The 26,910-nt window shown below is 60.5% G+C and carries 23 protein-coding genes; 8 read left to right on the top strand and 15 right to left on the bottom strand.

Annotated features, from left to right (window positions below; translation table 11 throughout):
• Positions 1 to 246 precede the first annotated feature (246 nt).
• The 3 genes from ACSBOX_RS04590 to ACSBOX_RS04580 form a co-directional block, all read right to left on the bottom strand.
• Positions 247 to 1,110, bottom strand: a complete 864-nt coding sequence (locus ACSBOX_RS04590) for an HpcH/HpaI aldolase/citrate lyase family protein (RefSeq protein WP_236812334.1) — start codon at positions 1,108 to 1,110, stop codon at positions 247 to 249.
• A gap of 173 nt (positions 1,111 to 1,283) precedes the next feature.
• The gene (locus tag ACSBOX_RS04585) at positions 1,284 to 2,249 is read right to left on the bottom strand and encodes an aldo/keto reductase (RefSeq protein WP_442545009.1); all 966 of its coding nucleotides are present in this window, start codon (positions 2,247 to 2,249) and stop codon (positions 1,284 to 1,286) included.
• Positions 2,250 to 2,361: 112 nt separating this feature from the next.
• The gene (locus tag ACSBOX_RS04580; protein WP_442545008.1) at positions 2,362 to 4,065 is read right to left on the bottom strand and encodes a glycoside hydrolase family 13 protein; all 1,704 of its coding nucleotides are present in this window, start codon (positions 4,063 to 4,065) and stop codon (positions 2,362 to 2,364) included.
• Between the two features lie 107 nt (positions 4,066 to 4,172).
• Between ACSBOX_RS04580 and ACSBOX_RS04575 the strand changes: the two genes are divergently transcribed.
• Complete coding sequence (locus ACSBOX_RS04575; RefSeq protein ID WP_442545007.1) at positions 4,173 to 5,375, top strand: ROK family transcriptional regulator; 1,203 nt, start codon at positions 4,173 to 4,175, stop codon at positions 5,373 to 5,375.
• Between the two features lie 30 nt (positions 5,376 to 5,405).
• Here ACSBOX_RS04575 and ACSBOX_RS04570 read toward each other — a convergent pair whose 3' ends face one another.
• Complete coding sequence (locus ACSBOX_RS04570; protein WP_442545006.1) at positions 5,406 to 6,977, bottom strand: Na+/H+ antiporter; 1,572 nt, start codon at positions 6,975 to 6,977, stop codon at positions 5,406 to 5,408.
• Positions 6,978 to 7,130: 153 nt separating this feature from the next.
• Entirely contained in the window at positions 7,131 to 7,787 is a 657-nt protein-coding gene (locus tag ACSBOX_RS04565) for an NAD(P)-binding oxidoreductase (RefSeq protein WP_442545005.1), read from the bottom strand.
• Between the two features lie 553 nt (positions 7,788 to 8,340).
• On the opposite strand from ACSBOX_RS04565, the gene ACSBOX_RS04560 reads away from it, so the two are divergent.
• A complete protein-coding gene (locus ACSBOX_RS04560) occupies positions 8,341 to 9,306 on the top strand; it encodes a LysM peptidoglycan-binding domain-containing protein (RefSeq protein ID WP_442545004.1) in 966 nt (321 codons plus the stop codon).
• 1,726 nt (positions 9,307 to 11,032) lie between these two features.
• On the opposite strand, the gene ACSBOX_RS04555 is transcribed toward ACSBOX_RS04560, so the two are convergent.
• The 4 genes from ACSBOX_RS04555 to ACSBOX_RS04540 form a co-directional block, all read right to left on the bottom strand.
• Positions 11,033 to 11,215, bottom strand: coding sequence for a hypothetical protein (locus tag ACSBOX_RS04555; RefSeq protein ID WP_442545003.1), 183 nt, complete (start codon positions 11,213 to 11,215; stop codon positions 11,033 to 11,035).
• Complete coding sequence (locus tag ACSBOX_RS04550; protein ID WP_442545002.1) at positions 11,202 to 11,441, bottom strand: hypothetical protein; 240 nt, start codon at positions 11,439 to 11,441, stop codon at positions 11,202 to 11,204. Before ACSBOX_RS04550 ends, ACSBOX_RS04555 begins: the two co-directional genes overlap by 14 nt.
• 325 nt (positions 11,442 to 11,766) lie before the next feature.
• On the bottom strand, positions 11,767 to 12,903 hold the full coding sequence (locus tag ACSBOX_RS04545; protein WP_442545001.1) for a tyrosine-type recombinase/integrase: 1,137 nt from the start codon (positions 12,901 to 12,903) through the stop codon (positions 11,767 to 11,769).
• 58 nt (positions 12,904 to 12,961) lie between these two features.
• A complete protein-coding gene (locus ACSBOX_RS04540; RefSeq protein ID WP_442545000.1) occupies positions 12,962 to 13,597 on the bottom strand; it encodes a hypothetical protein in 636 nt (211 codons plus the stop codon).
• Between the two features lie 132 nt (positions 13,598 to 13,729).
• Here ACSBOX_RS04540 and ACSBOX_RS04535 point away from each other — a divergent pair, with 132 nt between their 5' ends.
• From ACSBOX_RS04535 to ACSBOX_RS04525, 3 genes are read left to right on the top strand one after another with little or no spacing between them, the layout of a single operon-like run.
• Positions 13,730 to 13,963 carry a hypothetical protein gene (locus ACSBOX_RS04535; protein ID WP_442544999.1) on the top strand — a complete coding sequence of 78 codons (234 nt, stop codon included), beginning with the start codon at positions 13,730 to 13,732 and terminating at the stop codon, positions 13,961 to 13,963.
• Complete coding sequence (locus ACSBOX_RS04530) at positions 13,963 to 14,280, top strand: hypothetical protein (protein WP_442544998.1); 318 nt, start codon at positions 13,963 to 13,965, stop codon at positions 14,278 to 14,280. Before ACSBOX_RS04535 ends, ACSBOX_RS04530 begins: the two co-directional genes overlap by 1 nt.
• Positions 14,277 to 15,260, top strand: a complete 984-nt coding sequence (locus tag ACSBOX_RS04525) for an AAA family ATPase (protein WP_442544997.1) — start codon at positions 14,277 to 14,279, stop codon at positions 15,258 to 15,260. Before ACSBOX_RS04530 ends, ACSBOX_RS04525 begins: the two co-directional genes overlap by 4 nt.
• 1,093 nt (positions 15,261 to 16,353) lie before the next feature.
• Here the strand turns inward: ACSBOX_RS04525 and ACSBOX_RS04520 are convergent.
• Positions 16,354 to 16,779, bottom strand: a complete 426-nt coding sequence (locus tag ACSBOX_RS04520; RefSeq protein WP_442544996.1) for an endonuclease VII domain-containing protein — start codon at positions 16,777 to 16,779, stop codon at positions 16,354 to 16,356.
• Positions 16,780 to 17,746: 967 nt separating this feature from the next.
• Here ACSBOX_RS04520 and ACSBOX_RS04515 point away from each other — a divergent pair.
• Positions 17,747 to 18,067 carry a helix-turn-helix domain-containing protein gene (locus tag ACSBOX_RS04515; RefSeq protein WP_442544995.1) on the top strand — a complete coding sequence of 107 codons (321 nt, stop codon included), beginning with the start codon at positions 17,747 to 17,749 and terminating at the stop codon, positions 18,065 to 18,067.
• Positions 18,068 to 18,188: 121 nt separating this feature from the next.
• Here ACSBOX_RS04515 and rpsA read toward each other — a convergent pair whose 3' ends face one another.
• From rpsA to ACSBOX_RS04500, 3 genes are all read right to left on the bottom strand, one after another.
• Positions 18,189 to 19,658: a 30S ribosomal protein S1 gene (rpsA, locus tag ACSBOX_RS04510; protein ID WP_442545960.1), complete on the bottom strand. Its 1,470-nt coding sequence runs from the start codon at positions 19,656 to 19,658 to the stop codon at positions 18,189 to 18,191.
• A gap of 1,222 nt (positions 19,659 to 20,880) precedes the next feature.
• Positions 20,881 to 21,708, bottom strand: coding sequence for a hypothetical protein (locus ACSBOX_RS04505; RefSeq protein WP_442544994.1), 828 nt, complete (start codon positions 21,706 to 21,708; stop codon positions 20,881 to 20,883).
• Positions 21,709 to 21,718: 10 nt separating this feature from the next.
• On the bottom strand, positions 21,719 to 21,895 hold the full coding sequence (locus ACSBOX_RS04500; RefSeq protein ID WP_442545959.1) for a CU044_2847 family protein: 177 nt from the start codon (positions 21,893 to 21,895) through the stop codon (positions 21,719 to 21,721).
• A gap of 1,023 nt (positions 21,896 to 22,918) precedes the next feature.
• On the opposite strand from ACSBOX_RS04500, the gene ACSBOX_RS04495 reads away from it, so the two are divergent.
• Positions 22,919 to 24,217: a cutinase family protein gene (locus ACSBOX_RS04495; RefSeq protein ID WP_442544993.1), complete on the top strand. Its 1,299-nt coding sequence runs from the start codon at positions 22,919 to 22,921 to the stop codon at positions 24,215 to 24,217.
• A 468-nt stretch (positions 24,218 to 24,685) separates the two neighbouring features.
• Complete coding sequence (locus ACSBOX_RS04490; protein ID WP_442544992.1) at positions 24,686 to 25,252, top strand: recombinase family protein; 567 nt, start codon at positions 24,686 to 24,688, stop codon at positions 25,250 to 25,252.
• Between the two features lie 28 nt (positions 25,253 to 25,280).
• Here ACSBOX_RS04490 and ACSBOX_RS04485 read toward each other — a convergent pair whose 3' ends face one another.
• Together ACSBOX_RS04485 and ACSBOX_RS04480 are read right to left on the bottom strand one after the other, a co-directional pair.
• A complete protein-coding gene (locus tag ACSBOX_RS04485; RefSeq protein ID WP_442544991.1) occupies positions 25,281 to 25,811 on the bottom strand; it encodes a hypothetical protein in 531 nt (176 codons plus the stop codon).
• 130 nt (positions 25,812 to 25,941) lie between these two features.
• On the bottom strand, positions 25,942 to 26,802 hold the full coding sequence (locus ACSBOX_RS04480; protein ID WP_442544990.1) for a hypothetical protein: 861 nt from the start codon (positions 26,800 to 26,802) through the stop codon (positions 25,942 to 25,944).
• Between the last annotated feature and the right edge of the window lie 108 nt (positions 26,803 to 26,910).

Below are 26,910 nucleotides of genomic sequence, written 5' to 3'. Positions count from 1 at the left end.
TCGGGTCCAACAAACGCCCGCTCACATATGACGGCCAATCCTCAAACGCCGGCTCACATATCACGGCCAATCCACAAACGCCCGCTCAGATAAGACCGCCAATCCACAAACGCCCGCTCACATAAGGCCGCCAATCCTCAAACGCCCGCTCAGATCATCTGCAGAAGGGTTTCGGGAATTGCCCTCATACGTGAGCGGGCGTCCTGAAAAAGCCGGACTTACGTGAGCGGGCGTTGGTGGGTGCCCTTAGAGGGAGGGCTGGACCCCGAAGGCTACCGCGAGCTTCATGATCTTTTCGGCGCGGCCGAGGCGCGGAAGGTCGGAGCCGTCGCGGATGACCCTGCCGTTGGCTTCGAAGTCGTTCATGAAGTCGGTGGCCCAGGCGACGTCGGACGGCGTCGGGCTGATGACCTCGTTGATGACCGTGGTCTGGTCAATGGCCAGGCAGAGCTTGCCGGTCATGCCCATGGTCACAGTGATGCCGGTCTGCTCGCGCAGGATCGGGTGGTTGGTGCCGACAGTGGGGCCGTCGATGGGGCCCGGCAGGTTGCCAACGCGGCTCGCGACGACGAGCTTGGCACGCGGGTAGGCCATTGCTTCGGGAGTGGCAGCCATGCCGGTGTCACGGCGGAAGTCGCCCGAACCGAAGGCCAGGCGGAAGGCACCCTGGGCACGCGCAATGTGGTTGGCTTCCTCGATGCCGAGGGCCGATTCGACGAGGGCGACCACAGGGGTCTTGCCATCCATGCGGTGGAAGGACTCGGTGACCTGGTCGGCGGACTCGGTCTTGGCGAGCATGACGCCCAAGAGGCCCGGCGTGCCACGGAGCCCGGCGAGGTCATCGGCCCAGAACGGGCTGGTGGCGTCGTTGATGCGGACCCAGGCCTGGCCGCCGGCGGTCAGCCAGTTGATGACGTTGTCGCGGGCAATGTCCTTCTGGGACGGGTCCACGGCGTCTTCGATGTCAAGGATGATGGCGTCCGCGCGCGATGAGGCCGACTGGTCGAAAAGCTCCGTCTTCATGGCGTTCACGAGGAGCCAGGAACGGGCAATGTCTGCGGGAATTTTGCGGGTTGACCGAATGGACTCGGCGGCGGTGCTAGACGTCATGTATCTACCGTATCCGGCCAGCCACCAGGAACGCTAAGAATCGGGCGCCGGTGTGAGCATCAATACGAACAAAACGATTGTGACAGCCAGCCCCAACCCAACTAACTCGCAGTTGTTGTCGTTATGAGCCCTCAAAACGACACCTACTGCGAGTCAGTTGGGTTTAGCGCGCCTTAGGGGAGCTTGCTGCCCCGCGCAGCCACCCACAGGCCATACCACTCGGCGCGGGTCATGGCCGCGGCAACGGCGGCAGCGTCCGCGCAGGCAGCGATGCGCGCCGGGTTGGAGCTGCCGAGCACCGGGGAAATGCGCGCCGGGTGCTTCATGAGCCACCCCAACACCACGGCCTCGGAAGTGACACCCTTCGCGTCCGCGAGCTGGGCGACCAGAGCGGCGGTCGCGGTATCGGCGGCAGTCGGGGTATCCGGCGTCGAGCCCGTGTACCGGCCCCGGGCGAGGGAACCGTAGGCCTGCAGCTCAATCCCCCGGCCGACGCAGTGTTCCAGGGTGCCGTGCGGAAAACTGTAGCCAAGGGCGTCGTCGTGGTTGACCAGCACTGTGCTCTCGAGCCAGGCCCGCCGGTGCAGGCTCATTTCCAACTGGTTGGCCACGATCGGCACCTCCAGCTGGTCCTGCAGGAAGGCGATCTGGGCGCCGGACATGTTGGACACACCCAATTGCCGCACTTTGCCTTCCGCCATGAGCTGCCCGACGGCGGACGCCACCTCGGCGGGTTCCATCAGGGGGTCCGGGCGGTGGAGCAGCAGAACGTCGACGTAGTCGGTCCTCAGCCGTTCCAAGCTTCCATTGACCCGCTCAAGGATGGCGTCCTTGCTGAGGTCGTAATGTCCGTCGACGCCGGGCTCGCTTAGCCGGATTCCGCACTTGGTCTGGAGCTGGATCTTTTCCCGCAGCCCCGGCGTCCGGGCGAGGACTTCGCCGAAGACGGCCTCGGACTTGCCGCTGCGGTAGATGTCGGCATGGTCAAAGAGGGCGATCCCGATGCCCATCGCGGCTTCGATCGCGGCCGCGGCCTGCTCGATTTCGGCAGCCCCGTATTCGCTGCCCTCCCAGGGACCTCCAAGGCCCATGCAGCCGTAGATGAGCCGGCCCGCGGCTGTTTCACTTTGTGCAGTCATTATCCAACTCTTTCACAACACAACTGACTCGCAGTTGTTGTCGTTTTCAGCCTTCAAAACGACGTTAACTGCGAGCCAGTTGGGTAGGGGGTCAGGGTAAGGGGGTAGCGGGTCAGACGATCCAGGCCGTCGTGTTTGCCGGGAGCTTGCCGCCCTCGAGCGCTGCACTGCTCACGACGACGGTGCCTTCCGGAAGTGCCACCGGCTCGGTGCCGAAGTTCGTCACCGACTGCCAGCCGTTGGGGCGCCTGAAGTGCAGCACGGACTCATTGCTGGAGGGGATCCATTCAAGGTCCTCGGCCGCCCGCAGTTCCGAACGCAGTTCCAGGGCCTTGCGGTACAGCTCCAGCGTGGAGCCGGGAACGTTCTCCTGCTCCGCCACCGCGTAGCCGGCGAACCATTCAGGCTGCGGCAAGTGGGCATGTCCCTCGCCGAAGCCGAACGACGAACCTTCGCTGGTCCACGGCAGCGGGACACGGCAACCGTCACGGCCGACGTCGACTCCCGGGTTGCGGAAGAACGCCGGGTCCTGGCGCTGGCCGCCCGCGATGTCGCCGACTTCCTGCAGTCCGAGTTCTTCGCCCTGGTACAGGTACGCGGAGCCGGGCAAGGCGAACATCAGCAGCGACGCAGCGCGGGCGCGGCGCAAGCCGAGCTCGGCGTCGACGTCGGCGGCCGAACCGCCGTCGAGCAGCCACTGCTTGCCGTCCTGGCCCAGGCCGTCACGGCCGCCGCCCGCGGGCAAGCCGTAGCGGGTGGCGTGCCGGACGACGTCGTGGTTGGAGAAGACCCAGGTGGAGGAAGCACCGGAGGCGGCAGCCTCGCTAAGGTTCTTCGTGATGATGTCGCGGAACTGGCCTGCGTCGAAATCGGCCTGGAGGAGGTCGAAATTGAACGCCTGGCCCAGTCCGTCGGGGCTGGCATAGCGCGCGCGGCGGTCCGCGTGCACCCATGCTTCGGCGACGGCCGTCCGGGGCGGGTTGTACTCATTGAAGACCTTGCGCCACTCGGCGTAGACCTCGTGCACTTCGTCGCGGTCCCAGAACGGGTGGGCGCCCAAAGCGTTTTCGCCTTCCTTGGGCAGCTCGGTCTTGGAGGGCAGAACCTCCGGCAGGTCCTTCGTCAGGGCATGGGCGACGTCGATGCGGAAGCCGTCCACGCCACGATCGGACCAGAAGCGCAGGGTCTTCAGGAAGTCTTCGCGGACCTCGGGGTTGTCCCAGTTGAAGTCCGGCTGCTCCTTGGTGAAGATGTGCATGTACCACTGGCCCGGGGTGCCGTCCGGTTCGGTGATGCGTTCCCAGGCCGGGCCGCCGAAAATCGAGTCCCAGTCCGCCGGGGGCAGTTCGCCGTTCTCGCCCAGGCCGTCGCGGAAAATGTAGCGTTCGCGGGCTGCCGAACCCTTCGGGGAAGCCAGCGCCTCCTTGAACCATTCGTGCCGGTCCGAGGAGTGGTTCGGGACGATGTCCGCGATCAACTTGATGCCGGCAGCGTGCAGGGCGGCCGCCATCTCATCGAAGTCGGCCAGGGTGCCCAGCTTCGGGTCCACATTGCGGTAGTCGTCGACGTCGTAGCCACCGTCAGCAAGGGCCGAGGGGTAGAACGGGCTCAACCAGACCGCGTCGATGCCGAGGGACTTCAGGTACGGAACCTTGGCGGTAATGCCCTTGATGTCGCCGAGGCCGTCCCCGTTCGCATCGGAAAAACTGCGCGGGTAGATCTGGTAGACAGCCGCTTGGCGCCACCAGTTCGGATCGGCCATGCGCTCGGAGCGCTCGGAGTCGAAGTGGGTGGCCATGGTGACGGTGGAGGACAAAGGGAATCCTGTTCTGTGTCGACGCTGCGATGGACGGGCGTTTATTTAGAATCTAAATTTAGTGCCTCTAGTATTATGTGACGCACACCTACAGGAGGTCAACAGCCATGCCTGACATCGCGACTGCCACTCCGCAGATGCTCCGGCGGGTCAACGCGGCCACCGTGCTCGGGGCCATCCGTTCGGCCAACGCCGTGACGGTTTCGGAGCTGATGGACGCCACCGGCTTGACCCGTGCCACCACCATTTCCGTGTGCGAAGACCTCATGGCCCGGGGGTGGATCCGCGAGCTGGAGAACCAGCGTGATTTCGGCACGTACCAGAAGGGCCGCCCCGCGCGGCGCTTCGAGCTCGACGAAAGCGCCGGCTGCGTCCTGGGGATCGACGTCGGAGTGCTCAAGACCACCGTGGTGGTGGCCGATCTGCGGGGCAGGACCGTCGGACGGGCGAGCGAGCCGTTTCCCGGCGTGGAGATCGAAGCGGAGGAACGCATCCGGGTCATCAGCCAAACCGCGCTCCTGGCCCTCGAGGCTGCCGGAGTGGCACCGGACAAAGTCCTTGCGGTGACGGTGGGGCTCGCCGCTCCAGTAGGGCGCGACGGCAACATCCTCGTCAGCCAGCCGTTCTGGAGCCTGTTCGACGTCGGGCTGAAGAAGGCCCTGCACGATCTGCACGGATGGGCTGTGGTGCTGGAGAACGACGCCAACCTCGCCACCCTCGGCGAACGCTGGCGCGGCTCCGCCGTAGGAGTGGACGATCTTGTGGTGCTGCTGTCCGGCGAACGATTCGGCTCCGGCGTCATGGAGTCCGGCAGGCTGCTGCACGGGACCGCCGGGGGCGCGGGCGAAATGGCCTATTTGGACATGGTGGAGGGTGTCGGCTCTCCCGACGGCCTCGCCGCACTCGCCAGGCTATGGGCTTCGGAAGCCCTGGCGGGAAAGTCGAAAACGACGCTTCGGGCGGCCGCGCCGGCCAGCGAGGTCACGGCACAACACGTCTTCGCCGCTGCTGCCGAGGGCGACGAGGTTGCGCTGGACATTCTCGACCGCCTCTCGGACCGGCTGGCCCGCGTGGTCTCCACGGTGGCCATCATGCTCAACCCGGAGCTCGTGGTGATCGGCGGCGCGGTGGCCGATTCGGCGTCGGCCCTTCTTGAGCCAACCGCACGGAAGCTGGCTGCCTACACCGCCACTCCCCCGCGGTTGGCTGCGTCACCGCTGGGCGACGCGATTGTTGGCATCGGCGCGGTCCGCCACGCACTGGACCGCGTGGAGAAGAACTCCCTGGACTTGGTGTTGCGGCGGGCCTAGGGCCTTCGGCGGGCCGAGGGCCTGCGGCGGCTAGTCCGGCATCGCCATGGTGCGGAGGTCCAACTGGCGCAGGACCCGGTCCGCAACTTCGGGATCCATGCCGGGTTCACTTCGGGCCGCGACCACTTCCTGGCGCGCGGCGTCGAGGGCGATGGTCTGGACCGCGATCGCCAATTCCCTGCCGCGTTGGCGCTTTTCCGCGTCCGTCTCGTTCTTCAAGGTCCCGTCAAGCAGTTCGGCGTGCAGGCGGGTCATCTTTTCCTTGACGAGGGCCACCTTGTCCGCCGGCAATTCCTTCATCAGATCGTGTTCCTTGAGCGCGGAAATCGCAGCGGTCTGGGCGCGCTTGGCCAAAAGCCGCGCGGCATCCTTTTCGTGCGAGCCGTCCTCGGATGCCTTGAGCACGCGCATAAGCCAGGGAAGTGTCAGCCCCGGCAGCACCAGGGTAGCGAGCAGCACGGCGCAGGCGATGACCAGAATCTCGTGCCGGGCAGGGAAATCGCTGCCATCGGCAATCGTGAGCGGAAGGGCCAAGGCGAGTGCGAGCGTCGCGAGTCCGCGCATGCCACACCAGGTCAGGATCAGGACCTCCTTGGGGGACGTTGGCTGCAGCAGGTTCTTCCGTTTGCGGGCCGAGACCGCCAAAAGCCCGAGCCACGCGAAACGGACAACGAACACCAGCACGCACACCGCCACGGCCGGGCCGATCATGCCGTAAATGGCCGCGCCCTCGTCCCGGATCACATGCCGGATCTCCAACCCCACAAGGCCGAACGCCAGGCCCGTCGCGAGGAGTTCCACCACATCCCAGAAAGCGGTGCGCGTGACACGTTCGGCCGCGTCCTGGGACCGCGCGTGCCGCTGCGTCTCCAGCGCGGTGACGACGACGGCGATCACGCCCGAGGCGTGGAGTTCTTCCGCGAGGATGTAGGCCGCGAAGGGAATCACCAGGGTCACGGCGCTTCGGGCCACCATGGAGGTGACCAACTTGGTGATCAGCCTCGTCAACCAGCCCATCGCGATGCCGACGATGACGGCCAGTGCCGCGCCGACCACGAATTGGAGCACGACGCCGGCCCCCAGCTTGGTGCCGGAAACCGTCGCCGCCACCGCGGCCTGGAAGATCACGATGGCTGCAGCGTCGTTGAACAAGCCTTCGCTCTGGAGCACTGTGATGAGCCTGCGCGGCATGTGGACGCGGCCGGCGACGGACTCGACCGCCACCGGGTCAGGCGGAGCCACCATGGCACCCAGAGCGATGGCCGCAGGAATGCCGATCCCGGGAATCATGAGCCACGCGGCTCCGGCAACTACCGCCGTCGAGACCACAACAAGGGCGACGGCCATGAGCAACAGCGTCCGCCATCGAACCCGGAACACTGCCCAAGAGCTCTTCTGCGCGGTCGCAAAGAGCAAGGGAGGGAGGAATATCGGCAGGATCAGTTCGGGCGCAAGCTCAAAATCCGGGAACCCCGGGATGAAGGTCATCGCGGCGGCCAGCAACAGCATCAACACCGGGTACGGGAGCCGCAAGCGGTCCCCCAAGCCCACGGCCACGACCGTTGCAAGCAGCAATCCAACAATGAGCGCCAACTGGTCCATGTTCCCGATTTCCCCATACTCTCGTGGGCCCACGCCGCCAGGGTTCCCTGGCCGAGCTTGCGAGGCGAGGGTGGCGGTGGGGACTAGTAGCAGCAGCGTCCCGGGCACATGCCGAGGGACTAGCCCTACCAAACATATCCCGGCCGGGCGCGGCTAAGACGCTGTGAGTGCCTCGACCACCGGCACCGAACCGTCACGGAACTCGATGGTGCGGCGCACAGTTTCCGGCAGTTCCAAGACGGCGGCAGCCACCAAGGCGACATTGGCCCGCGAGGTTTCCGTCCCGGCGCCCGGGTCCGCGGGGCTTACCTCAATGAGCGCAGAGCCCGGATTGCTGGTCAGCGCCCCCGGGCCGAGGATCGTCCAGTCGAGATCAGTCGCGCGCAGGTACTCGTCCGCCGCGGCTTTGGCCTCCGCATATGCGTAGAAGCTGTTGTCCTCGGGAACGCCGTGGTTTGGCCCGGCTCCGAAGTAGGACACCATCACATAGCGGGCCACGCCCGTTTGCGCCGCGGCATCCATCGAGCGAATGGCGGCGTCCCTGTCCACGGCATACGTACGTTGCGGACTGCCGCCCCCTGCCCCGGCTGACCACACCACCGCATCGTGGCCGTCAAGCGCGGAGGCAATCTCCGCCGTCGTCGACTTCTCGACGTCGAGTATTACCGGGGCTGCACCCGTCACCGTGACGTCAGGCGCGTGTTCCGGATTGCGGATGAAGGATGTGACCGCGTGGCCTTCGTTGCTCAGGATGCGGGACAAGTGCAAGGCCACCTTGCCGTGGCCGCCGATGATTGCGATTCGACTCATGGACCCATTCTGTCGCAGTGGTCAAGTACCCCGGCCACACCCTCCCCAAGACGGTGGATAAATTCCCTAAAAGTAAGCCATCCGCATTTGCGGAAAGAAATGACGAATTCGTCAATTCTTCGGATAAATACGGCACGCAAAAACTAAGCAGACTTAGTTTAATGACCGTCGCATTTTCGACTCGAAGACCGTAGAACCGAGGCACTTCAGGTACACCCTCGCTGCCAAAGACGACTTGCGAGTGTTGGGTTGATGGCGGGAAACAAAAGCAAGTGGCACCCACTCGTGTGGAGCCAATTTCTCATTTCTACACTCAAATTACCTGCAGCAGGAAAAGGAATGCCTCATTCATATATCTCATTGATGGATCTATCCAAATAGCCGGGTTACATCCCGTTGATGGATTTATTCGAATGGGCGGAATCGAGGGCTTCCTCAGTGCTGCGCAATTAAGCAAAAGGGTCTCACCAAGCGCCGTCCCCTGCGCCTGCGCATCACCTTCAGGGCCAGCCAACCGACTTGCCCCAGAAACGATGAATCACGGGGATATGACATGTATCAGCAGGAGTACAGGCACAGCGGGATCAGCGGAGGCAGCGTCCTCGCCCTGATATCCGCGGGGGTAAGAACACTCACCAGGTACAAGGCATCAATAGCCACCTGGGCAATCGTGGCAGTCGTCGCCGTTGCGGCCGTGACGATGCAGAACTACTCACAGGTACTGGCGCCAGGAGGCACCAGTAGCGCGATCGCACCGCGCCTGGGCTCGGGAGCCGGGATTGCCCTGCCTTCGCCGGCCGCTGCCAGTCCGACGCCGGCTGAAAGCGCTGCCCCGGCTGCCACCCTGGCGCCCGTACCTGCAGAGGCGCCAGCCGCCGTCGCGCCCTCAGCGTCCGCAGCGGTGCCGGCAGCTGTCGCAGCTCCACCCGCCGCGGCTCCTGCGCCTGCGCCTGACACGAATGCTTACACGGTGGTCAGCGGCGACACCGTTGGCTCGATAGCCGCCAGGTTCGGGGTCGACGTCAACGCAATGCTGGCAGCCAACGGGCTCAGCGCGTATTCGGTGATCGTGCCCGGCGAAGTGCTGAAGCTGACAGGACCGTCGGTTGCCGCGGCCCCGGCAGCCCCTGCGCCGGCAGCCGCTCCGGTTCCAGTCCCGGCCCCGGCTCCGGCCCCGGCTCCAGCTCCGGCGGTGCTGACCATCTATGTGGCGGGTTCAGGCGGCCAGGCCGCTGTGGACAGCTGTATTGGCCCGATCCACTTCACGCCCACGGACGCATACTCGCTGTTCATTACAGAACACGATTTCTGCGGTGGGTGGGCACAATTCTCGGGGATCGGCATCGGAGAGAAGGTGAGCATCCCGGGGTACGGCATGTACACCGTGACAGCCCGTGGCCAGGTGCCCCAAGGCGGGACCACAAACAACGTCGCAGCGGTATTCGGCGGGTTTCCGCGGGCGGTGCTGCAGACGTGCATCCCGGGGACCAACCAGATGCTGGTGATCGCGTTGAACTAGGACTGGCCCCTTCGGCGCAGCTGGCAACGGCGCCCTTCCTGACCCTCTTTGAATCCGGAAAGGCCTCATCTATGGCGTGTCGTCGGCGTGTTGCGCGGGATCGCTTCTCAAAGAAGGTCAGGACGGGAGGCTTGCGGAACCTGCAGCCCAAAATAGGAGAAGGCCAGGAGCCGAACGCTCCTGGCCTTCTCCTGTTTCTGTCGCGATGGGGAGATTCGATCACCCGATTAGACCTCGCTCAATAGCCTCCATTTTGGGAGACTGAATCAAGACCTGAGATTGGGGCGAAGTTGGACGGACAACAGTGGATCTGGGTTGCGACGGTACTGGTCGTCGCAGCGGTGGTAGCCATTGTCATGGCCTTTGGACGCCGTTGACAGTCGCCGCTTGATCGCAAATCGCGTCGCCAGTCCGACGCAAGCGGAGTGACAAGCATTCGCGTCACCGACCCGCCCTCAAAATAGGACGCGCTGAGGATCAGACTCGATCAGGAACAGATATCAACCGCTCTGCACTCGGCTGCGCAGCGCGGCTTGGTTGTGGCTGCTTCTCAGGGCGCGACAGCTTCGCATACTTCCGCTTCGAGTGCCACAGCACCAGCAGATGGAAGGAACACATCAGCACGACTGTGATGCCAACGAAGACCACAAGGTCAGTGAGAAAGCGGCCAAAATCCACGAGCAGGGATGCCTTTCGGTCCGGACAACCTCCTGATCGTAGCTTGAGATGGCCCACAAACGAAACGGCTTCAATACAGGGTGAACCTCAAGGAAACACTAAGAAAAGATCAAGATTCAACTAAGAGTGTCCGTCCGTGCGCCAACTGTTCCTGCAAAAATCTGATTTACTGTTAGTCCCGAACCGCACTCCGCGGCCACTCTCGGAGACTTGGACTCTGCCCCTAGCCAGGATTTCCTCATAGTTCGCAGGTGTCTCAGTGAGATGGCTGGCGAGCGAGTTTCGATGGTGGGGGTAACTCCACCGCAGGAGCGGATGAGCGGGCCATCTTCGAGAAGCGCCGCCACCTGAGGATTGGGGGACACCCAAGTGGCGGCGCCCTCTAAAAACTATCGGCAGCTCGCCGGTGCTCCCAGCCATTCAGCAGGATCTTTACGAAATCTTTACGGCTAGTGCCCAGCAGGCTTGCGGGCTGCGGTCAGGACCGGGGGAAGACTCAGCTTGCCGGGGGTCCGGGGTTGCTCAATCGCGCCCGGGCCGCGTGCGCATCACTGGGACGTACGCATCACTGGGAACCGGAGTCTTTTGCCGGATTGTTGGAGCGAAGGCGTTCCGATAGAGATTTTCTTCCGAGAAGGAATGAGTACCGCACACTCGTTTACCGGCCGAATCCGCTCAATAGGCTCGTTCCTACGGGATTCTCCCCCAAGTGCGGCATGCGCTGCCGCCCTCTGAGAAGCGGGAACGGAGCGCTCTCGTATTGCTTAGCGGCGCGGTTCTCCTCCTCACAGCGCGCCAGTACGTGTTGGCGCTTGTGGCAGTCGTCCTGCTTGTGTGGGCTGCTGTTATGTTGAGGCGGACTCTGCGCCAAGCAAGGATCCACCATGCAGAGCAAGAATAGCTCTTGTGGCGGCAGCGGTTAGGCGGCCGGGTTCGCATTTTGCGTCTTGCCACCGTCCGATTGCAGTGTGGGCGTCCCGCTGGGGAGCCTCAAATGAAGGTGTGCATCTTGCAATGGGAGCCGTCCTGCCGACCACAGCACCTGGCATTACTTGTTCCTGCGCCGTCTCGACCGTTCCAGGATGACCACAGTAAATAGCGCGGCGCCCATGACGACGGGCATGCCAGCCGTGAGTAGCCGCACGAGGCTTGGGAAGAGGGCTGCGAGGAGCGCCATCGCCATCAAAATGAACAAAGCGAACCCGATAATGGCGATTCTAAGTTTCATCATCAGCGCCTTCTCCGTCCGAACCGCCCGCATTTGAATAGCGCATGTTTCGATCGCCGTGTTTGAGGGCCTGCACGAAGCTGGCGCCGATCACGGAAAGCAGCAGCAGGACAAATCCAAAGAGCCACAGAACCCATGACGGCCCCGACGCCACGTGGAAGACGGCCCAAACGCCGAGGACGTCGATCGCCGCTATGGCCGCCATGAACGCCCATACGGAGTAGACCACTTCGAATGGGGGGCTTCCTCACCTTGCTCCGGAAACTCATGACCAGAGCGTAAACCCTTGGTCATGTCCCAAAACAGGCCGTCCAGAAGACGAACCCCTTGCGGTCACGGCCCCAAATCCAGGCCCGCTTAAAACAGCAGCAGGCCAGAAGCGGAACGCCTCTGGCCTGCTGAAACTGTAGCGGTGGGGAGGCTCGATCTCCCGACCTCACGATTATGAGACGCCTACTATATGCACGCTGCGTCAGTACAGTCAGCGCACGAACCATCCAAAAACCATCCATGCCGATCCGATTCCATCGCACTGCGGCGCTCGCCCGTAGGTCTCAACCTGCGCTGAGCATACGATCGACTGCCTGGGCGGAAGAATGGAGATCATCCTCGTAGTAGTGGGCGTAGACGTCCATCGTAGTCACTGCCGACTTGTGGCCTGCGATTTGCTGCACGACCTTCACGTTGGCATTCCCGCTGATCGCCAAGCTGACAGCGGTTCGTCGAAGATCGTGGAATACGATGCGAGGGAAAGTCGAGTCGGCTGCTTGGCAACGCTCGATGGCGGGATGAAACACCCTGCGGGCGAAATTCGAGGCCCGGAGCTCCCGCCCGGACGGCGACGTAAAAACGAGCGCTCCGTCGGATGCCCCTTCTATGTGATTGGCAAGAACAGAAGCGACGGTCTGCGGGATAGGGACGGTTCGCGGCCTGCGGCCCTTGGTCGTTTCACGAAGTTGTTGCCGTCCATCAACAGGCACCAATGTGGACTGAACCCTGACCTCAGACCGAGCTCCCAGGGTCAACGAGGCAGTACGAAGCCCGGCAATTTCCGACCAACGGAGGCCCGTAGTGCCAGCGAACAAGATGAGCAAACCATAGGATTCGTGAGACTTGCCGTCATAGCGGCCACCACGGGCACACTCCCCTGCCAGCATTCGGAGCTGCCCCGCAGTCAATGCGCTTCCTTCCCTTACCGGCTCCGGGGTTGGAATGTTGTTGACAGTCGGGTTCCTAGCGATATTGGTGGCAATGTAGCCTCGATCGACCGCATGCTGAAGCATGCGCCCGAGCTGCCGGTAGGAGCGACGGCGTGAGTCGTCGCTGCGGAACGTCTTCAGCCACTCATTCACAACCGGAAGTGTGATCTGGGCCAACGGACGATTCTCGAAATGGGGCTGGATGTGAGTCGTGTATATCCGGCGGTATCCGGCCACAGTCACAGGGGATGCTGGCCGAGCACCTCCGGCACCGGAGGTCTCAATACGCTGAATCCACTCTTGATACAGGTCGTGGAATCTCATCTTCCCGCTCTTGCGGGTGTCTATCAGGGTGCCTCCCGCTTTGGCGGCCTCGACCCCCTGAAAGTACTCCTTAGCCGCCCGTAGCGTGCTGAATCGCTTGAATATGCGCTTTCCGTCGATCCGGTAATCGACTTGATATTTCCCGTTTTCAAGTTTTTTGACCCCCATGGCCTATGAATCCTCCTCTTTCCTATTTGTCCTCGCCCGGCTAACCCAGCGCTTACCTTCAGGAGCGTCGGCGCTCCCAAAGTCGCGCCCTCAGACCCTGTTCGAGCGCCTTGAACTGAGGAGAAATGCTGGCGCTACGCCCCCTTCCGACCAATATCCCCCTCGCTCTTGCCCTCTGAAGCCTGGCCGACCATGTCGCTCCCTTGACGCCAGTCCACTCCGACAGCCATCGAATCGGCTCCGCGGAAGGTCCGGTGACGAGGTCCACATAAGCACAAGCCACATGGACGTAGTCTTCGTCCGATTCGATACGACTGGGCATCGGAAGCATGTCTTCTCGAACGAGACCCACTGAGAGGGCCTCGTACGCCGGCCGCAGCAAGTGACGAGCGTGGGCCATTGGGATCTCCCGAAGAAACTGGGTCGTAATTCCCCCAAACATCTCCAGTTCATGGGCCGACATCCGATCCGCGTCACTCTCCATGTAGTCAACCAGCGGCTGTTCGGAGGAGATGCTCAGTCGGTCGGGCGCCTTGAAATAGTCGGGAGGGCTTACTGTCCAACCGATCTTCAGCTCCAAACCATGCATACGGTAGATAATTTCGACGCCTCTCAAACCCAGATCTGAGAAGTTGTTGGGGCCGGAGAGGAGGACGATTCCCTCGGGCAATTGGAACTCTTCGGTGTCTCTCATGCCGTCGATACTAACATAATCCGCCTACCAGTTGAACTATGTTTGATCGAGTTGACCTGCCAACCTAACTAGACTAGCTTGTCATCGGCAGCATAACCAGCCTGCCAAGCTGAATAGATTCCAAGGAGACTAGTGACCACAACACCGAACCCGCCCCACCCGTCGAAGGCTACGGCCGCGTCTGCTCGACAGCTGACTGGCAGTACCTACCTCGACAGGAAGCAAACGGCGGCCTACATGGCGGTCAGTGAAAAGTTCCTCGCAACTCATCTGCATGACGGCCCCAAGAGAATGCGAGTGGGAAACAAAGCGATATACAAGCTTTCCGACGTCGAGAACTACATGCGTCAGATGGAGGTGCGGTAGTGAACCCGTATCGCATTCAATGGATCGCCCGCGTCCGCAATGACGGCTCCCTTAGCGGCAATGCGAAGGCCGTCGCGGAGATTTTGGTCTCCGCTGGGGTCTGCGGACAAGTGGCTTTGACTAACTGGCAGCGCGTCAATCGCGCACTGGGGAAGTCCTCTGGGGATCTGGCGGTTCGTAATCAAATCAAGGAGCTGCAGGCAGCGGGATACCTCGGCCGATACCAAGGCAACAAGTACAACCAAAGCCGAGGGTGGAGACTGTACCTCCCTGAGGAGGAATCAAACCTGTTTGAATTCATGGACCAAGCCGCATGATCGCCCTAACTGAGCCATCGAACAGGCAATTCCTCACATACACCCTGGCCGAGTCACTGACCATGGCAAGGCCCACCTGGGTCGTTGAGGGGCTTATTTCGACATCGATCACCTTGGTCAGCGGAAAACCCAAATCAGGCAAAAGTGCACTCGTTACGGCACTGATTGCCTCGATCCTCACAGGCGGCCAGTTTCTCGGCCGTGAAGTGAACCATGTGGGGCGCGTCATCGTCGTCGGCACCGATGCGGGAGCGTTAGATGAGTATCGCGACCGGCTCTTGGCGGCCGGGGTGACGACGCAGCTTGCTGGGGAACGCTACCGCTTTGTGCCCGCGGTACGTCTCGACCATCAATTCTGCCGGGAGCTCAGCGAACAGTTGCGCCCGGGGGTCAACGATCTCGTGATCTTTGATCACCTGTCCGACATGGCCGGAGACTTCAACTCCCAAGCTGACGTGGCCAACATGTTCTCTGCTATCCGGACCGGATCTGGAGACGCCGCCATTGTGGTACTCGCCCATGCAAGCACGGCCACTGGGCCGAACGGGTTTTCGTCCAAGAAGCCTCTCGGCTCCACAGTGATTGCTGCCAAGGCTCGGTGGCTGCTTCATGTTGAAAGACGAGGTGACGACCGCTGCGTTGTGACGACGAGTGGCAATGGGGCGGCCGGCGAAGTTCTAAAGCTAGATGTCGGATCCCACGTCAGTGACTTCTCGTTATCCGAGCTGGTGTCCTCGGAGGCGAGGGCAAGAAAACGACGCGAAGGCAGCAAGAAGACGCTCGACGCCCGGGCCGAACAAGCCTCGTGGTACGAGGAAAACTGCCAAGGGCTTTCGAACGCCGAAGCCAGCCGCAAGCTGGCTGCACAGTTTGGGGGCGAATCGACGACGTGGCAAAACAGCCTCTCCCGTCAAGGGTGGCTGCGGAAACTTCTCGACTCACGGTCTCACGGTCTCACGCCCTCACCCCCTATTACGTGAATGCTGACGCATCCACTCAACCCCACTAGTTCGTGTCGAACTTTTCCTGTGTGAAGGTTCTGTAGCTTCGGCGGAAGAACCCTGGCCTCCGCCCTCAGGGGCTGCGGCCAAATCCGCGAAGGCCTCAGCCGTCGCGGGTCTCCGCTGGAGCTTCGACCCGACAGTGGACCATCTGCTTTCTGTTATGGCCTTGGCAAAGGAATGCTCACTGACAACCTATGCCTGGGCTTCTGACCCAGGCATCCAAAACCAACCGAACTGGTTCCACCGGAACCACCACCAAGGAATCATCATGATCAACCGCTTACCGACTTCCAACAACCAAAATGGCGCCAAACCGACCCCCACAAAGGCGGTCCAGAGGGAGTCCGTTGGACTCCTCCCCCCGGTTAGTCCACCCACCGCCTACACTTACCTCGGACGCAAGAGCGAAGGAAGACCTGAGACGAATCGGCAGGCCCTTACTTGGGACGCAACCAAACGGCACTACATTTTGCTTGGCCTGTGCCCGCGCTGCGCGGCACAAGCTGCGTGGGGACACCAGCAAGGATTCGCAAAGGTGAATCCACCCTGCTTCGCCTGTTTGCCTGTGGTCCTTACCTTTCCCGTCAACGAGCATGGTGAGTGGCGCTCAAACTCGCCTAGGCGCGGGGCTTCCCTCTCGACCATGTTGACGGCCCTTCGGGCCTAGCGAGGCACCTTCGGGACGCCGTCGGGCGGAATATCCACATAACGGTTCGTCTGTCGTGAACCCGATGTCCTTTTGGCAGCGAACAAACCGCTTAAAGGGGCACCCTAAAGGCTCTGAAGCCGATCTGCTGACAACGCCAACCGGCAACGGGGCGGTGACCGCCAACGGACCCAAAGTGTAACCAAAACTGAGCTGCTAACTACACTGCGATGAATGCGGTTGCCTTCAACCCGGCCCACTCGAGGGACCGCACAGTGGCGCGGAGCCCTGCGGTCCCCCTACCGGCTGAGGCCGTCACCATGTAGGGGCACCCCTTCACCGATGGGTGCCCCTACTTGATGGCGCCTCAAACGCTTGTGGTCTGGACCGGGGTGCAGGCAAACCTGCGGGAACTACCTCCGGTCACGCGACGGCGGGCCCGGTGAGGGCGTTGACGACTAAATATGCAGCGGCCCTCTTCACAATCGCGGATTTCTCCTTAAACAGACCGAGCCCCCTGTTGCAGTTCGGGCATAGCAATCCGCGAATGCATCGACCGCAGGAAACCGTTCCCGGGCAACACTCGTGGTTGTGGTCAACGGCCAACCGACGCCCCTTGCCCGGAGGTTCAGGACAGATGGCGCAATGACCCTGCTGGGCGACAAAGAGAATTTCATAATGATCAAGGTCGATGCCGTACTTCGCCTTCATCCTCTTGGAAGCGTTGCAACGCTTGCACAGATAGTTCATGCCGTCCCTGGCGGCTGAGCATTTGGTGAACTCTTCGATCGGCAACCAGCGTTCGCAGGGTTTACAGAACTTGTTTCCCTCCGAATCTCTGTCGAGCACGGCGATCCCCCGATGCGGCACCCCGGGGAGTGGGCTAAGTTCCTGACCGGTCTGTTGCTGCCTCCAGTGATGGCGGCACATTCCATGCCCATCAGGAGCATCGTTGTAACGACAGCCCGTGAAGCTACAACGCCTGATTTCGCCTCTCTTCCTCAGAACTCTCAGCGGCACGAGCTCACCGCCACGGTTCTTTTGAACGTAGTGTCCACCGCACAAGCGGTACGTCTTATTCTCGATGGGACGACCACAGAGGGAACCTTCGGCACCCGGACCTTCGCAGGGACCACCCGGCGTGTTGATACGCCGGACGGGCTTCAAGACGCCGTTGTTTCGCTTGAATTGCCTGTCGTGCGGGGAGCAAAGCAGCGTATCGCGCGCCTCGGCCAAGCGCCCGCACCGCCCTGTTCCATCTTGGCCAGGGCCGCTGCAAGTGGTGATCGATACAGGGGCCAGACGTCTCTCAATTGGGCGCAGTGGCCCGCCGCGCTTTCGCTGGTCGTAATGGGTCTTGCAAATCCCCTCCGCCTGACTGACCGGCCGGCTATATACCTGCCGCCCACACGGTTCGCCATCACCGTCTTGTCCCGGTCCGACGCAGGTGGACTTTGACGTCCTCGTCCTAAGGGGCTTCAATTCACGATGGTTCTTTTCTTGCAAGCGGTGCGATCTACATAGCTGGGACGATTTGGTTTCCGTAGGGTTCCCGCAAGATTCGGCCCCATTCCGGCCCGGCCCGTCGCAAGTCGCCCTCGTCCGGCCACCGTCGTTCCGTTCGGTGTCGTGAGAAGCGGTGACCTGCGCCCCAGCAAGCGCCGTCCGGCTACTTCCGGGGTCGCTCAGCGCTATGGCTTCTGGCCCGTCGGAGTATCCGTCCATCAACCACATGTCGAGGCTCCCGTCTAGTTCGGACTGCGAATGTATCACTAGTAGAGCAGACAACAGCGACATTATTAGTTGGCATTGATTCATGCCCACCCGCCCCGCCCAGTCCTCCGAAGAGCAGACGCTCCGGTGGGCTGCGCGCAGGCAGAGTGTGGGCGCAAGGATCAGGGAGATCCGCCTTGCCCAGGACCTGTCGCAGGAGGCACTGGCCTTGGAGTCGGGACTCAGCCGAAACATGATCATCGGCATTGAATGGGGTCGAAAGAGCGTCGCCTACGAACGGCTATGGGACATAGCCGAAGTCCTAAACGTAACCATCGACCAGCTCATGATTCAGCCCAGTTCGGGTGCGAAGAGCGTTCACTACCGCGGTGGTCGGCGTCCAATGGACGATGCGCGAAGCTAGTCTCCGGGCCAGCCCTTCGCTTGCAGGGCACCTAGGAGTCACAATTGCTCAGCTCTTATCTATTCCTGACTGAACAGTGTCGGTGCATTACCTGAGTGGCCCTAGGTCAGCCACTGGTCGCCTATTCCCCAGCCAGCTTCTTTCGCAATTGTATTAAAGCTTCATTGGATGCCAGGGTGCCCGCGCTGGACTCGGTGGCAGCCGGCTCGGAGGAGTAACTGGTGGTGCCGGAGTCGCTCTCGCCCTCGCCGGCATTGGCGTCGTCAGCAGCGTGCTGGGACACCTGCTTCTTGTGAGCTTCCCAACGTGCCTGGGCGTCAGCGTACTGCCGCTCCCAAGCGGCGCGCTGCGTCTCGTAGCCCTCGAGCCATTCGTTCGACTCGGGGTCGAAGCCCTCGGGGTACTTGTAGTTGCCCTCTTCGTCACGCTCGGCGGCCATGCCGTACAGAGCCGGGTCGAACTCGGTGCTGTCGGCGTCAACGGCCTCGTTAGCCTGCTTGAGGGAGAGCGAGATGCGGCGGCGCTCGAGGTCGATGTCGATGACCTCGACGAGGAGCTCGTCGTCAACGGAGACGACCTGCTCAGCAAGCTCAACGTGGCGGACTGCCAGCTCGGAGATGTGAACAAGGCCTTCGATGCCGTCTTGGACGCGAACGAACGCACCGAACGGAACCAGTTTGGTGACCTTACCCGGAACAACCTGGCCGACGGCGTGGGTGCGGACGAAAGTCCGCCACGGGTCTTCCTGAGTGGCCTTGAGGGACAGGGACACGCGCTCGCGGTCCAGATCCACTTCGAGAACCTCGACGGTGACTTCCTGGCCAACTTCGACAACCTCGGACGGGTGGTCGATGTGCCTCCAGGACAGCTCGGAAACGTGAACCAGACCGTCTACGCCGCCAAGGTCCACGAATGCACCGAAACTGACGATGGAGGAAACGACCCCTTGACGTAATTCGCCCCGACACAGGCGGTCGATGAGAGTTGCACGGGATTGCACTCGCGTGCGCTCAAGGAGTGCTCGGCGCGAAAGCACCAGACGGTTATGCTTTCTGTCCAGCTCGATAATCTCAGCCTCGATTTCCTTGCCGAGATAGGAATGAAGATCATGTACGCGCTGCATTTCGATGAGAGATGCTGGCAAAAGAGCGCGAGCCCCAAGGTCTACGATGAGTCCTCCGGCGACGACTTCAATCACCTTGCCTGAAACGGCGCCACCCTCTTCATTGGTCTTAGCAAGCCACGCCCAGGCACGATCGGCATCCGCTCGTTTTTTGGAGGCAATCAGTGTGCCATGTTCGTCTTCGGCGGTTAGGACCACGATCTCTACTTCGTCACCGACGGCAACGGAACGGCCCCACTTGCGCCGGCGTAGATTTGAAAATTCTTGGCAACTAATGAATGCGTCTGACTTTCCACCCACGTCCACTAAGACGCCATGGCGATCGACCTTGACAATTGTGCCACGTATTATGTCGCCGGCCTTGAAGTACTCGGAAATTGTGTCGACCAGCGTGAGGAAGTCATAAAAGTCCCCGACGTCGTTGACTGCCACCGCGGGGACTCCGGGGCGCCTTGCATACTCAGCCACGTCGGCTAAAGTCTCTTCGTCGAAGGCTGTGGCAACAGGCCAGCCTGAACCGCGAAATAATTGGGAGGTTGTCCCCGCCGAGGTTAAAACTCGCTCTGGGGCGGCGGCTTCCACGTACAGCTGCCTTGCGTGCGCAGCGTCAAGGCCTAGACGTTCTGCCCGTGAGTGAACGGCCGTCCGGGCACTTTGGTGCGCCCTCGTCCGGGTCAGAAAATCATCCAAAATCGCTTCGGCCGACCGAATTAATTGCCGGCCGAGCGCCGCCGAGGAGCCTGCGCTGTCCCTGGCGAGGGCGATACCTAATTCCAAGCGGCCTTCAGCGCAGTTGACCAGCGCCGCTGCAGTCAGGAAGTGATCGAATGAAAGGTGCTCGACGGATGAGACCCAGGCCGCTTCTAGAAGGTCTACTGCGTTCTTGAGATACGTGACTGTCATCGTCCTTGCGATGGAAAAATACGAAGACGATTCGGCGATGTAAGACAAACAGAGCGTGTAGGGGTCGGCAAACTGCTCCGCAGAGAGTTTGAACCTGATGACCTCCAGCGACCGAAGTACCCTGGCCGATTCTGCTGTTTCTCCGCGCGCTACATGCAGCAGAAGCTGGATAGAGGCGAGACACATGACATCTTCAATGTACGGTGACCTTAGTTGTTCGAGGTCGGAAGACCTCCCCCTGAGCCTCGCCCGGGCCGCCTCCAGGTCTACCTGCACCTGGTTGTAGTCACCGGAGTTCAGGCTTGTCGCCGCGGAGGCTAGCGCCGCTCTCGCATCGATCAGGGGATCATACTCATGCGCTCCAGGACTGGGGAGCCCGGGAACAAACGGCGTTGAATGCGCGGCCGCGGAACGAGCAATTTGCAGGTTTTGATGGACGGCTCTCGCAAGGGGCCCTTCAACGTCTCTGGGGAGATCTCCCTGTGCGGCTTCAAAATGCGAAATCGCAAGTGATAGATTGCCCATCCTCCAGCTGTAGATCCCGCGAAGATTACCGAGAGTGCAGGCGAGCCATCGGTTGCCTCGTTTTGCTGCTGAAAGCCTGCTCATTGCCAACATATGGTCAGCCGCTTGGTGCTCCTTACTGGCGGCGAAAGCGGTGAACAAACGGTATGACAGTTCCCCGAGCACATCACTGTCAAAGTCGGCGTCTACGAGGCGCTCCGCCACGCGGGCACATGAGGCCCTCTCTGCCGAACTCGTCGCTGAAAGAATCTGCGTGAGCAAATCAGTTAGTTTCATTCGAACCCAGCACTTTGAGGGCTGAGGAGACGGGTTGCATCGCAAGCTCCGCCCACTCCCGATGCTTCTCAGGAGTTATAAGTTCGTCGCCTAGAAAAGTTTTTAACCTTCGGAGAATGACTTCCGTTTCGTCCATTCGTCGAAGAACGTCCATAACCGGCTCGCGAATCTCCGGTTCGCCATCCTCGGAAAGTCCCAAGACTTCCAAGACTGTATCCGTAAGAAGATGGGAGCGAGAGATCGTATATAGTGTTGACGCGTATACGAGGTTGGACGCTCTGTCACCGTCCGGACACTCTTTCAACTCTGCAAGCATCATGCCGGCCACAGCCCAAGCACGCGACGGATCCTTCTGAGCAACTTCCACGGCGCCACCGGAGTAATGCCTGAAGGTGTAGACGTCCGGCTCCTTTATGGAAAGTTCTAAAGACTCCAGAGGCTTGTCGAGGTGAAGCTGTCTGACTTTCTTTGGATCTAGTATCTCTCCGAAGAGACCCGAGAAGTTGGGGTTCATGTTCTCGCATCTCCACGGAACGTTCCGTGGTACTTCAAATATGCGCTCCAGCACGTAGAGCTTAAGGAGCAATGTGGGGGCTTGTATCTCGATCGTCGCCACGTCGAGCTCGTGATCTAGCCGAGCTCGGCCTTTGAATTTCATGGGCACGCCGTCCTGTGTATAGATCAGTACGCGCACGGTCAACTCCGCAAGCCCTTTTAGACAATGGGCGGCGGTCAACACCAAGCCATGCTCGAGCAGGAACCCTGATCCGAGGAGTTCCCCGTTTTCCGTCTCGACGGTAAGAGTTCTCTTCACGACGCCACCACTATTTTGACATGGGCGTTCGCTTATATGTGAGCTTTATGCCAACGGTTCCGCTGCTCGAAGCCTTCGCAATTAGCGCACCAGCCTCCCCAGTCAAGCTAACGCCCACGTTCGCCTCAAATTGGTCCAAGGTCCATTCGTCGTCCCCTTTGACGCGATCCAACGACGCTCGAATCATCGACGAGACGCTCTCAACTGCATTATTGATGTCATCTTGGCGATTCTTGATGAGCTCAGCGAGTTGTCGTCCTCCCATCGGGCTTGTCGGACTTCCAGCCAACTGAACTGTCTCCACCCACACGTCTGACTCCGACATATGCGAGCCCCCCATCACTTTGAAGTTCCAACTGATTCGTTCGGTTGGGAGGGACGTTACAGGAGTGGTTCCGATCCTGCCATAGAGTCTTATCCTCTATGCGGGTGACCTGAATCCGATAGATCTTTACGGCTACGCCAATTGAGTAACACGTGGCGGAACTTGCTGCAGCAGGATGAAGCCGTTGACTGCGCTCTAAGCTAAGGCCCGTCGGGCGACTCGATTTACCTCGCCGAGAGCGAAGAAAAACGTGGACATCCCAAGTTTGCCCAGGCAAAAACTTTCTCACCCGTTCGCGATCGAAGGCGCTATCCACTACCGGGGCTCGGATATCGGGCCTTGGGGTGGCCCCCCCAGGCGGCTAGTAGTAGACGCGCAAAAGCGACGCACTCAAGCCATGGGTCCGGTCGAGGATTTCCAAAGCCCCTATTTGAGAATATGAATCATCAGCAGGCCTGTCCCAGTCAACACCCAAGGCGAGCCACTCCGCCAATGTTTTCCTGATTGACATGCGCAAAAAAGAGGCGTAGACCAAACACATTGCTTTTCGCTCCCGCTGACTGGCCAGCGGATCATCCCGTGTCGGGATTCAAACATTGGGGTACGAACCACGACGGTCTCCTGAACGAAAGTAAAACTATGCCCATTTTCAGGAGTCGAAGCGGACGTCGGAAGGGGAGTTGGGTCGAAGCACTAGCGATTGCATCGGCACTAACATTCTCTGGCATTGGGGCTCCGGCTGCCGGTGCTGCCACGGTCCCAGGAAGTGCCGGCTGCGGGGACGCGAACTTTATTGGAGTTGCGGGGAGCGGGGAACTCGACCCGCCCAAGCAAGGTAGCCAACCGACCTCGGGCACGGACAACATGGGGCAAGTTGCCACGGACGTGTTCGACAAGCTGAGTGCATCCTTTTCCTCAAGCGGACACACCTTGATTCATTCGGGAGTCCAATACTTAGCGGCATCGGTCCCAAGCGTTATTGCCTCTAACAATCCGTTCTCTGCGGCGTTCCAGCCTACGCTTTACAACGCCAGCGAATCAGACGGCGTGAACAAACTCAACCTGACCCTTGCGTCCTACTTTCTTCGCACGACTTGCACGGCCCCGGTCATCCTCGCCGGATACTCGCAAGGAGCGGAGGTAGTCATGGACGCCTACAATGCTCTCGCGCCTCAGTACAGGCGACGCATCGTGGCTATCACCTTATTTGGAGATCCGCTGTTCAACCAGCGGGCTTCGATCGACGTCGGAACATTCTCGCAACGCACTTCAGGGCGAGGAGCCCTCGGAGTCCGCCCCCAACCGTCTCCCGACGTAGCGAGCAAAACGCGCAGCTACTGTCTCTTCCAAGACCCAATCTGCAACATGGGTTCAAATACGATTGAGTCCATAACAGATCTTCTCCAATGCCACGGCCCCAATGATCAAGCGACTCAAGTAACTTGTCCGCATCTCCATTATCGATCCGAAAGTGGATATACCGCACAAGCCGCAGACTTTGTCTACGGCGCTATGGTGGCGTCGAGAAATGCTGGGGTGACCGGCGCTCCGACTGCTGCAAGGGGATTCAATGTCGACCAAAGCAAGATGAGCTTCGACATACCAAGGATGGCCTGCGGGCCGCAGCGCCAGCAACTCGATGTATGGACGGGAATGGAAGGTGCCATGTGGGCACCTGCAACAAAGGCCGGAGTGATCGGGGCTTGCGCCAATGGTTCACCGCAATGGCTGGCGTTCATTCAAGGAGACCCGTCCGTAAGTGAACAACCGGTGCCAGGCCTCTACGCTTTCCTGCATGCCGGGCAGCATGTGGCGGTCACACTAACCTGGGAGCAGGACGATCCTAGCCAGATTGCCTTCACGGCCGGGTTTGTCATCACTGAGCCGAACAAACCGACGGTGACCGTAAACGACATATTTTACTCCGCCGAGGGCGCTAAGAATCGTGGCAGTGTCGCATGCGTGACTGAGAGGCCGCAAGGAACCGGAGGGGCTCCAATACCGCATTTCCAAGATTTCTCGTTGACTTGCGCAGGGGGTTCTTTTGTCACGCAAGCACCGCTTCCCTCGGCGATTTCCACGACAACTCTCACGAATATGCCGTCTGGGGATGCTCGAACCCTTATTACGGCCGGCCGAGTGTCGGACGGTGTCATCATCCTGCACTGGGTTGCCGGGTCGTGAAAGCCATTTGACCCAAGTTTGAGGAGACCACCCTGACGAGTTGTTTGTTCCGCCTAGACGCCTTCGCATAGTGAGCAAACCGTAACACCCGCTCATCAACGTCCAGTCGGTTCGGTCTTCGCCACAACACGCACCTGAGGATCTGGCACGCAATGTCATGACAAACCCGATCGGGCCAAGTTATATCCGACGCGGCGAAGTTCGGACGGTCCGAAACTACGTCACGACCTTCCGTTGCCTTCCTATCCAGGCTTCACTTTTGCCAGTGCCTCGTCATCCAGACCGCCCAATCGGTTCTCATAAACGATCGTAATTTGAGCGTGAGAGCGACCCGCCAGAAATCGGTGGCTGATTCATGTCCAGAAAGAGAACTTGCATTCTCACAATCCGTCGCATAATCTACTTCTCAAAACACCCGGAATTATTGAGTAAATGCGAAAGGGCCAGGCTGTGGCACTAGTTGGTTACATGAGAGTTAGCACAGCTGATCAAAATACAGACGGACAGCGCGACGCGTTGACCGCCGCAGGCGTGAAGGACGACCCCAGGCACCTGTTCCAGGACCAAGGCGTAAGCGGGGCCAAGGCCAGCCGCCCCGGCTTTGATCGGTGTCTAGAGTCGCTCAGGGAGGGGGACATCTTGGTAGTGGCGAGGCTGGACCGTTTGGGGCGGTCCCTCGGGAATCTCGTCCAGTTGTTCCAGGAGTTGGCTGAGGGTGGCGTCGGTGTCCGCGTGCTGGATAATCCCATGCTCAGCACGGACGGTAACAAAGCCCAAGCAAAGCTCATGCTCGGCATCTATGGGGCGTTCGCAGAGTATGAGCGCGACCTGCTCCGCGAACGCACAAACATAGGGCTTGCAGCGGCACGCGCACGAGGCCGGAAGGGAGGTCGCCCGCAGTTGCTGGACAGCCCTAAGGTCAAGCGCGTCAAGGAACTACACGCGGCAGGTGTTTTGAGCCCCAAGGAAGTCGCGGACGCTGTGGGCATTTCGGTGGCGACCTTGTATCGCTACTTGGCGAAGGCGCCAAGTTAATTTGTTGCTCGCCGATTACCCGGGCCGTCTACGGTTCGAGGAGATCGCTTCGTGAGTACTTATCCCTGATCTTTCCTATGCTAACCAGCGCCTCAAGTGACGCAATTAGCTGCAGCACAGAGTAGATGAACGCGGCGACAAGAATGAAGAGCGAGACTCGGCTCCCGAAGTTGCAACCCTGCTGTGCCAGCGCCTGAGGTCCCTGTAATAAAAGAACAACCACGCTAATGACAGCCAACATCAACTGCACGTAGGCACTGTAGACGAACGTAAAGATGAGCTCAACGTAGTGAGATCTGAAGGTCGAGTCGAACAATGCCTTGTCCGGCTTCTGTCCTTCCCGATCCACAGCCACGAGTCCCGAATCGGACTTGATAACTCTTATGTCCGGGTTGGCTTTTCCCAAGCTATTGAGAGACATAGTGGCCAAAAGACGGTCGCTAGGGAGTGCTATGGCGACCGTGGCGGAAGTGACGCATCCGCCAAAGCTCAACGCCGCAAAGGCAGTCAGGGCACCTGAGACCGTGGCGAACGTGACCTTGTCGAGGCCGAGCACCATTCCAAAAAAGGTGTTGGCCAGAGTGACAAGAGACGCGAAAACTATCGAAGTACCCAGATTTCGGTGGAAGAACAGCTGGCTTCGCCGCGGCCAGATTTGTCGCTTCCAAAACCCTCTGGCCTGCTTTTTGCTATTCGCTGCGCGAGGCAAGTTCATAGTCGTCCCCTGAGGACAGCAGCTTTTCCGCCGTCTCATCGATGAAGGACGCAGCCTCTGCCGATACGAAGTCTCTGACGTCCGGCGTTTCTTCGCGAGTAGGCACTTCGATGAGTCGCTTGAGTTGGTGACGGGCTAGCGACAGCGATGTCTCCTGATTGTCGCCCCTCTTCTGTCCGATAACGCGCGCGTTTGTGATGCTGGTAAAGGAACGACGCACATGCGCTCGTATAACCGCCAGTAGACCGTCAGTCCTGCTGAGCGACTCGCCCCTGGCTGCGTTCACGGTTACAGAGGCGGTGTGTCCTCCCGATACGTCAGCTAGACCCGTGACAGCGTCTTCCGCATCTTCCCAGTCGAAGTTTGGCCGACTGATTACAACAGTCGCCTCCCTAATTCGTTCATAGCGGTCCAGCTCTTCTTCGAAGGACGTGCTGGGCTGCATGGTCAGATCGAAGATGAGGTTACGGCTGAATCCTCGCTCCATGGCGAGCAGTCGAAAGTAGCGTTCCAGGTTGCTCGATCCCACACCAGCACGCCGCATCTCAATTGCTACGAGCCGGGACTCCGGATCGACCACAACCTGTGTCTGCCTTGCTGGCCAAGTCGAACGTTCCCGCACGCCCTCTTCTACCTGGCCGGATTCCTCGTTGAAGTAAAGAGGAATCTCCTCCGGATCGCCGCTCACAATGCTGAACGCGTACTTCTCCCCTTGGCGTTTTACTTCGGAGATGACGAAAACTAGGTCGCTGCGAACCTGAATGCGAGACCTCCGATCCGGCATCTCTGCCACCCATGAGAAGAATTGATCGTAGTCGACTACATCGTCTCGCACTCTCGCATGCATGACAAACAACGCAAGAGTCCTGGAATTACGCGGCACTAGTCCCCCAAATTCAATGCCGATGCATACACGGCCGGCCATTGTGGACCAATTGGGCCA

This window comes from Arthrobacter sp. KN11-1C (assembly GCF_052180225.1).
Classification (GTDB): Bacteria; Actinomycetota; Actinomycetes; order Actinomycetales; family Micrococcaceae; genus Arthrobacter.
This window is presented reverse-complemented; position numbering and strand designations above follow the sequence as displayed.

Excerpts from the sequence above, each read along its gene's own strand:
- ACSBOX_RS04515 (WP_442544995.1), top strand. The coding sequence starts at position 17,747 with ATGCCCACCCGCCCCGCCCAGTCCTCCGAAGAGCAGACGCTCCGGTGG.
- ACSBOX_RS04570 (WP_442545006.1), bottom strand. The coding sequence starts at position 6,977 with ATGGACCAGTTGGCGCTCATTGTTGGATTGCTGCTTGCAACGGTCGTG.
- ACSBOX_RS04555 (WP_442545003.1), bottom strand. The coding sequence starts at position 11,215 with ATGATGAAACTTAGAATCGCCATTATCGGGTTCGCTTTGTTCATTTTG.
- ACSBOX_RS04490 (WP_442544992.1), top strand. The coding sequence starts at position 24,686 with ATGAGAGTTAGCACAGCTGATCAAAATACAGACGGACAGCGCGACGCG.
- ACSBOX_RS04540 (WP_442545000.1), bottom strand. The coding sequence starts at position 13,597 with ATGAGAGACACCGAAGAGTTCCAATTGCCCGAGGGAATCGTCCTCCTC.
- ACSBOX_RS04585 (WP_442545009.1), bottom strand. The coding sequence starts at position 2,249 with ATGACTGCACAAAGTGAAACAGCCGCGGGCCGGCTCATCTACGGCTGC.
- ACSBOX_RS04575 (WP_442545007.1), top strand. The coding sequence starts at position 4,173 with ATGCCTGACATCGCGACTGCCACTCCGCAGATGCTCCGGCGGGTCAAC.
- ACSBOX_RS04560 (WP_442545004.1), top strand. The coding sequence starts at position 8,341 with ATGTATCAGCAGGAGTACAGGCACAGCGGGATCAGCGGAGGCAGCGTC.
- ACSBOX_RS04485 (WP_442544991.1), bottom strand. The coding sequence starts at position 25,811 with ATGGTGCTCGGCCTCGACAAGGTCACGTTCGCCACGGTCTCAGGTGCC.
- ACSBOX_RS04545 (WP_442545001.1), bottom strand. The coding sequence starts at position 12,903 with ATGGGGGTCAAAAAACTTGAAAACGGGAAATATCAAGTCGATTACCGG.
- ACSBOX_RS04500 (WP_442545959.1), bottom strand. The coding sequence starts at position 21,895 with ATGATTCGAGCGTCGTTGGATCGCGTCAAAGGGGACGACGAATGGACC.
- ACSBOX_RS04525 (WP_442544997.1), top strand. The coding sequence starts at position 14,277 with ATGATCGCCCTAACTGAGCCATCGAACAGGCAATTCCTCACATACACC.
- ACSBOX_RS04565 (WP_442545005.1), bottom strand. The coding sequence starts at position 7,787 with ATGAGTCGAATCGCAATCATCGGCGGCCACGGCAAGGTGGCCTTGCAC.
- ACSBOX_RS04590 (WP_236812334.1), bottom strand. The coding sequence starts at position 1,110 with ATGACGTCTAGCACCGCCGCCGAGTCCATTCGGTCAACCCGCAAAATT.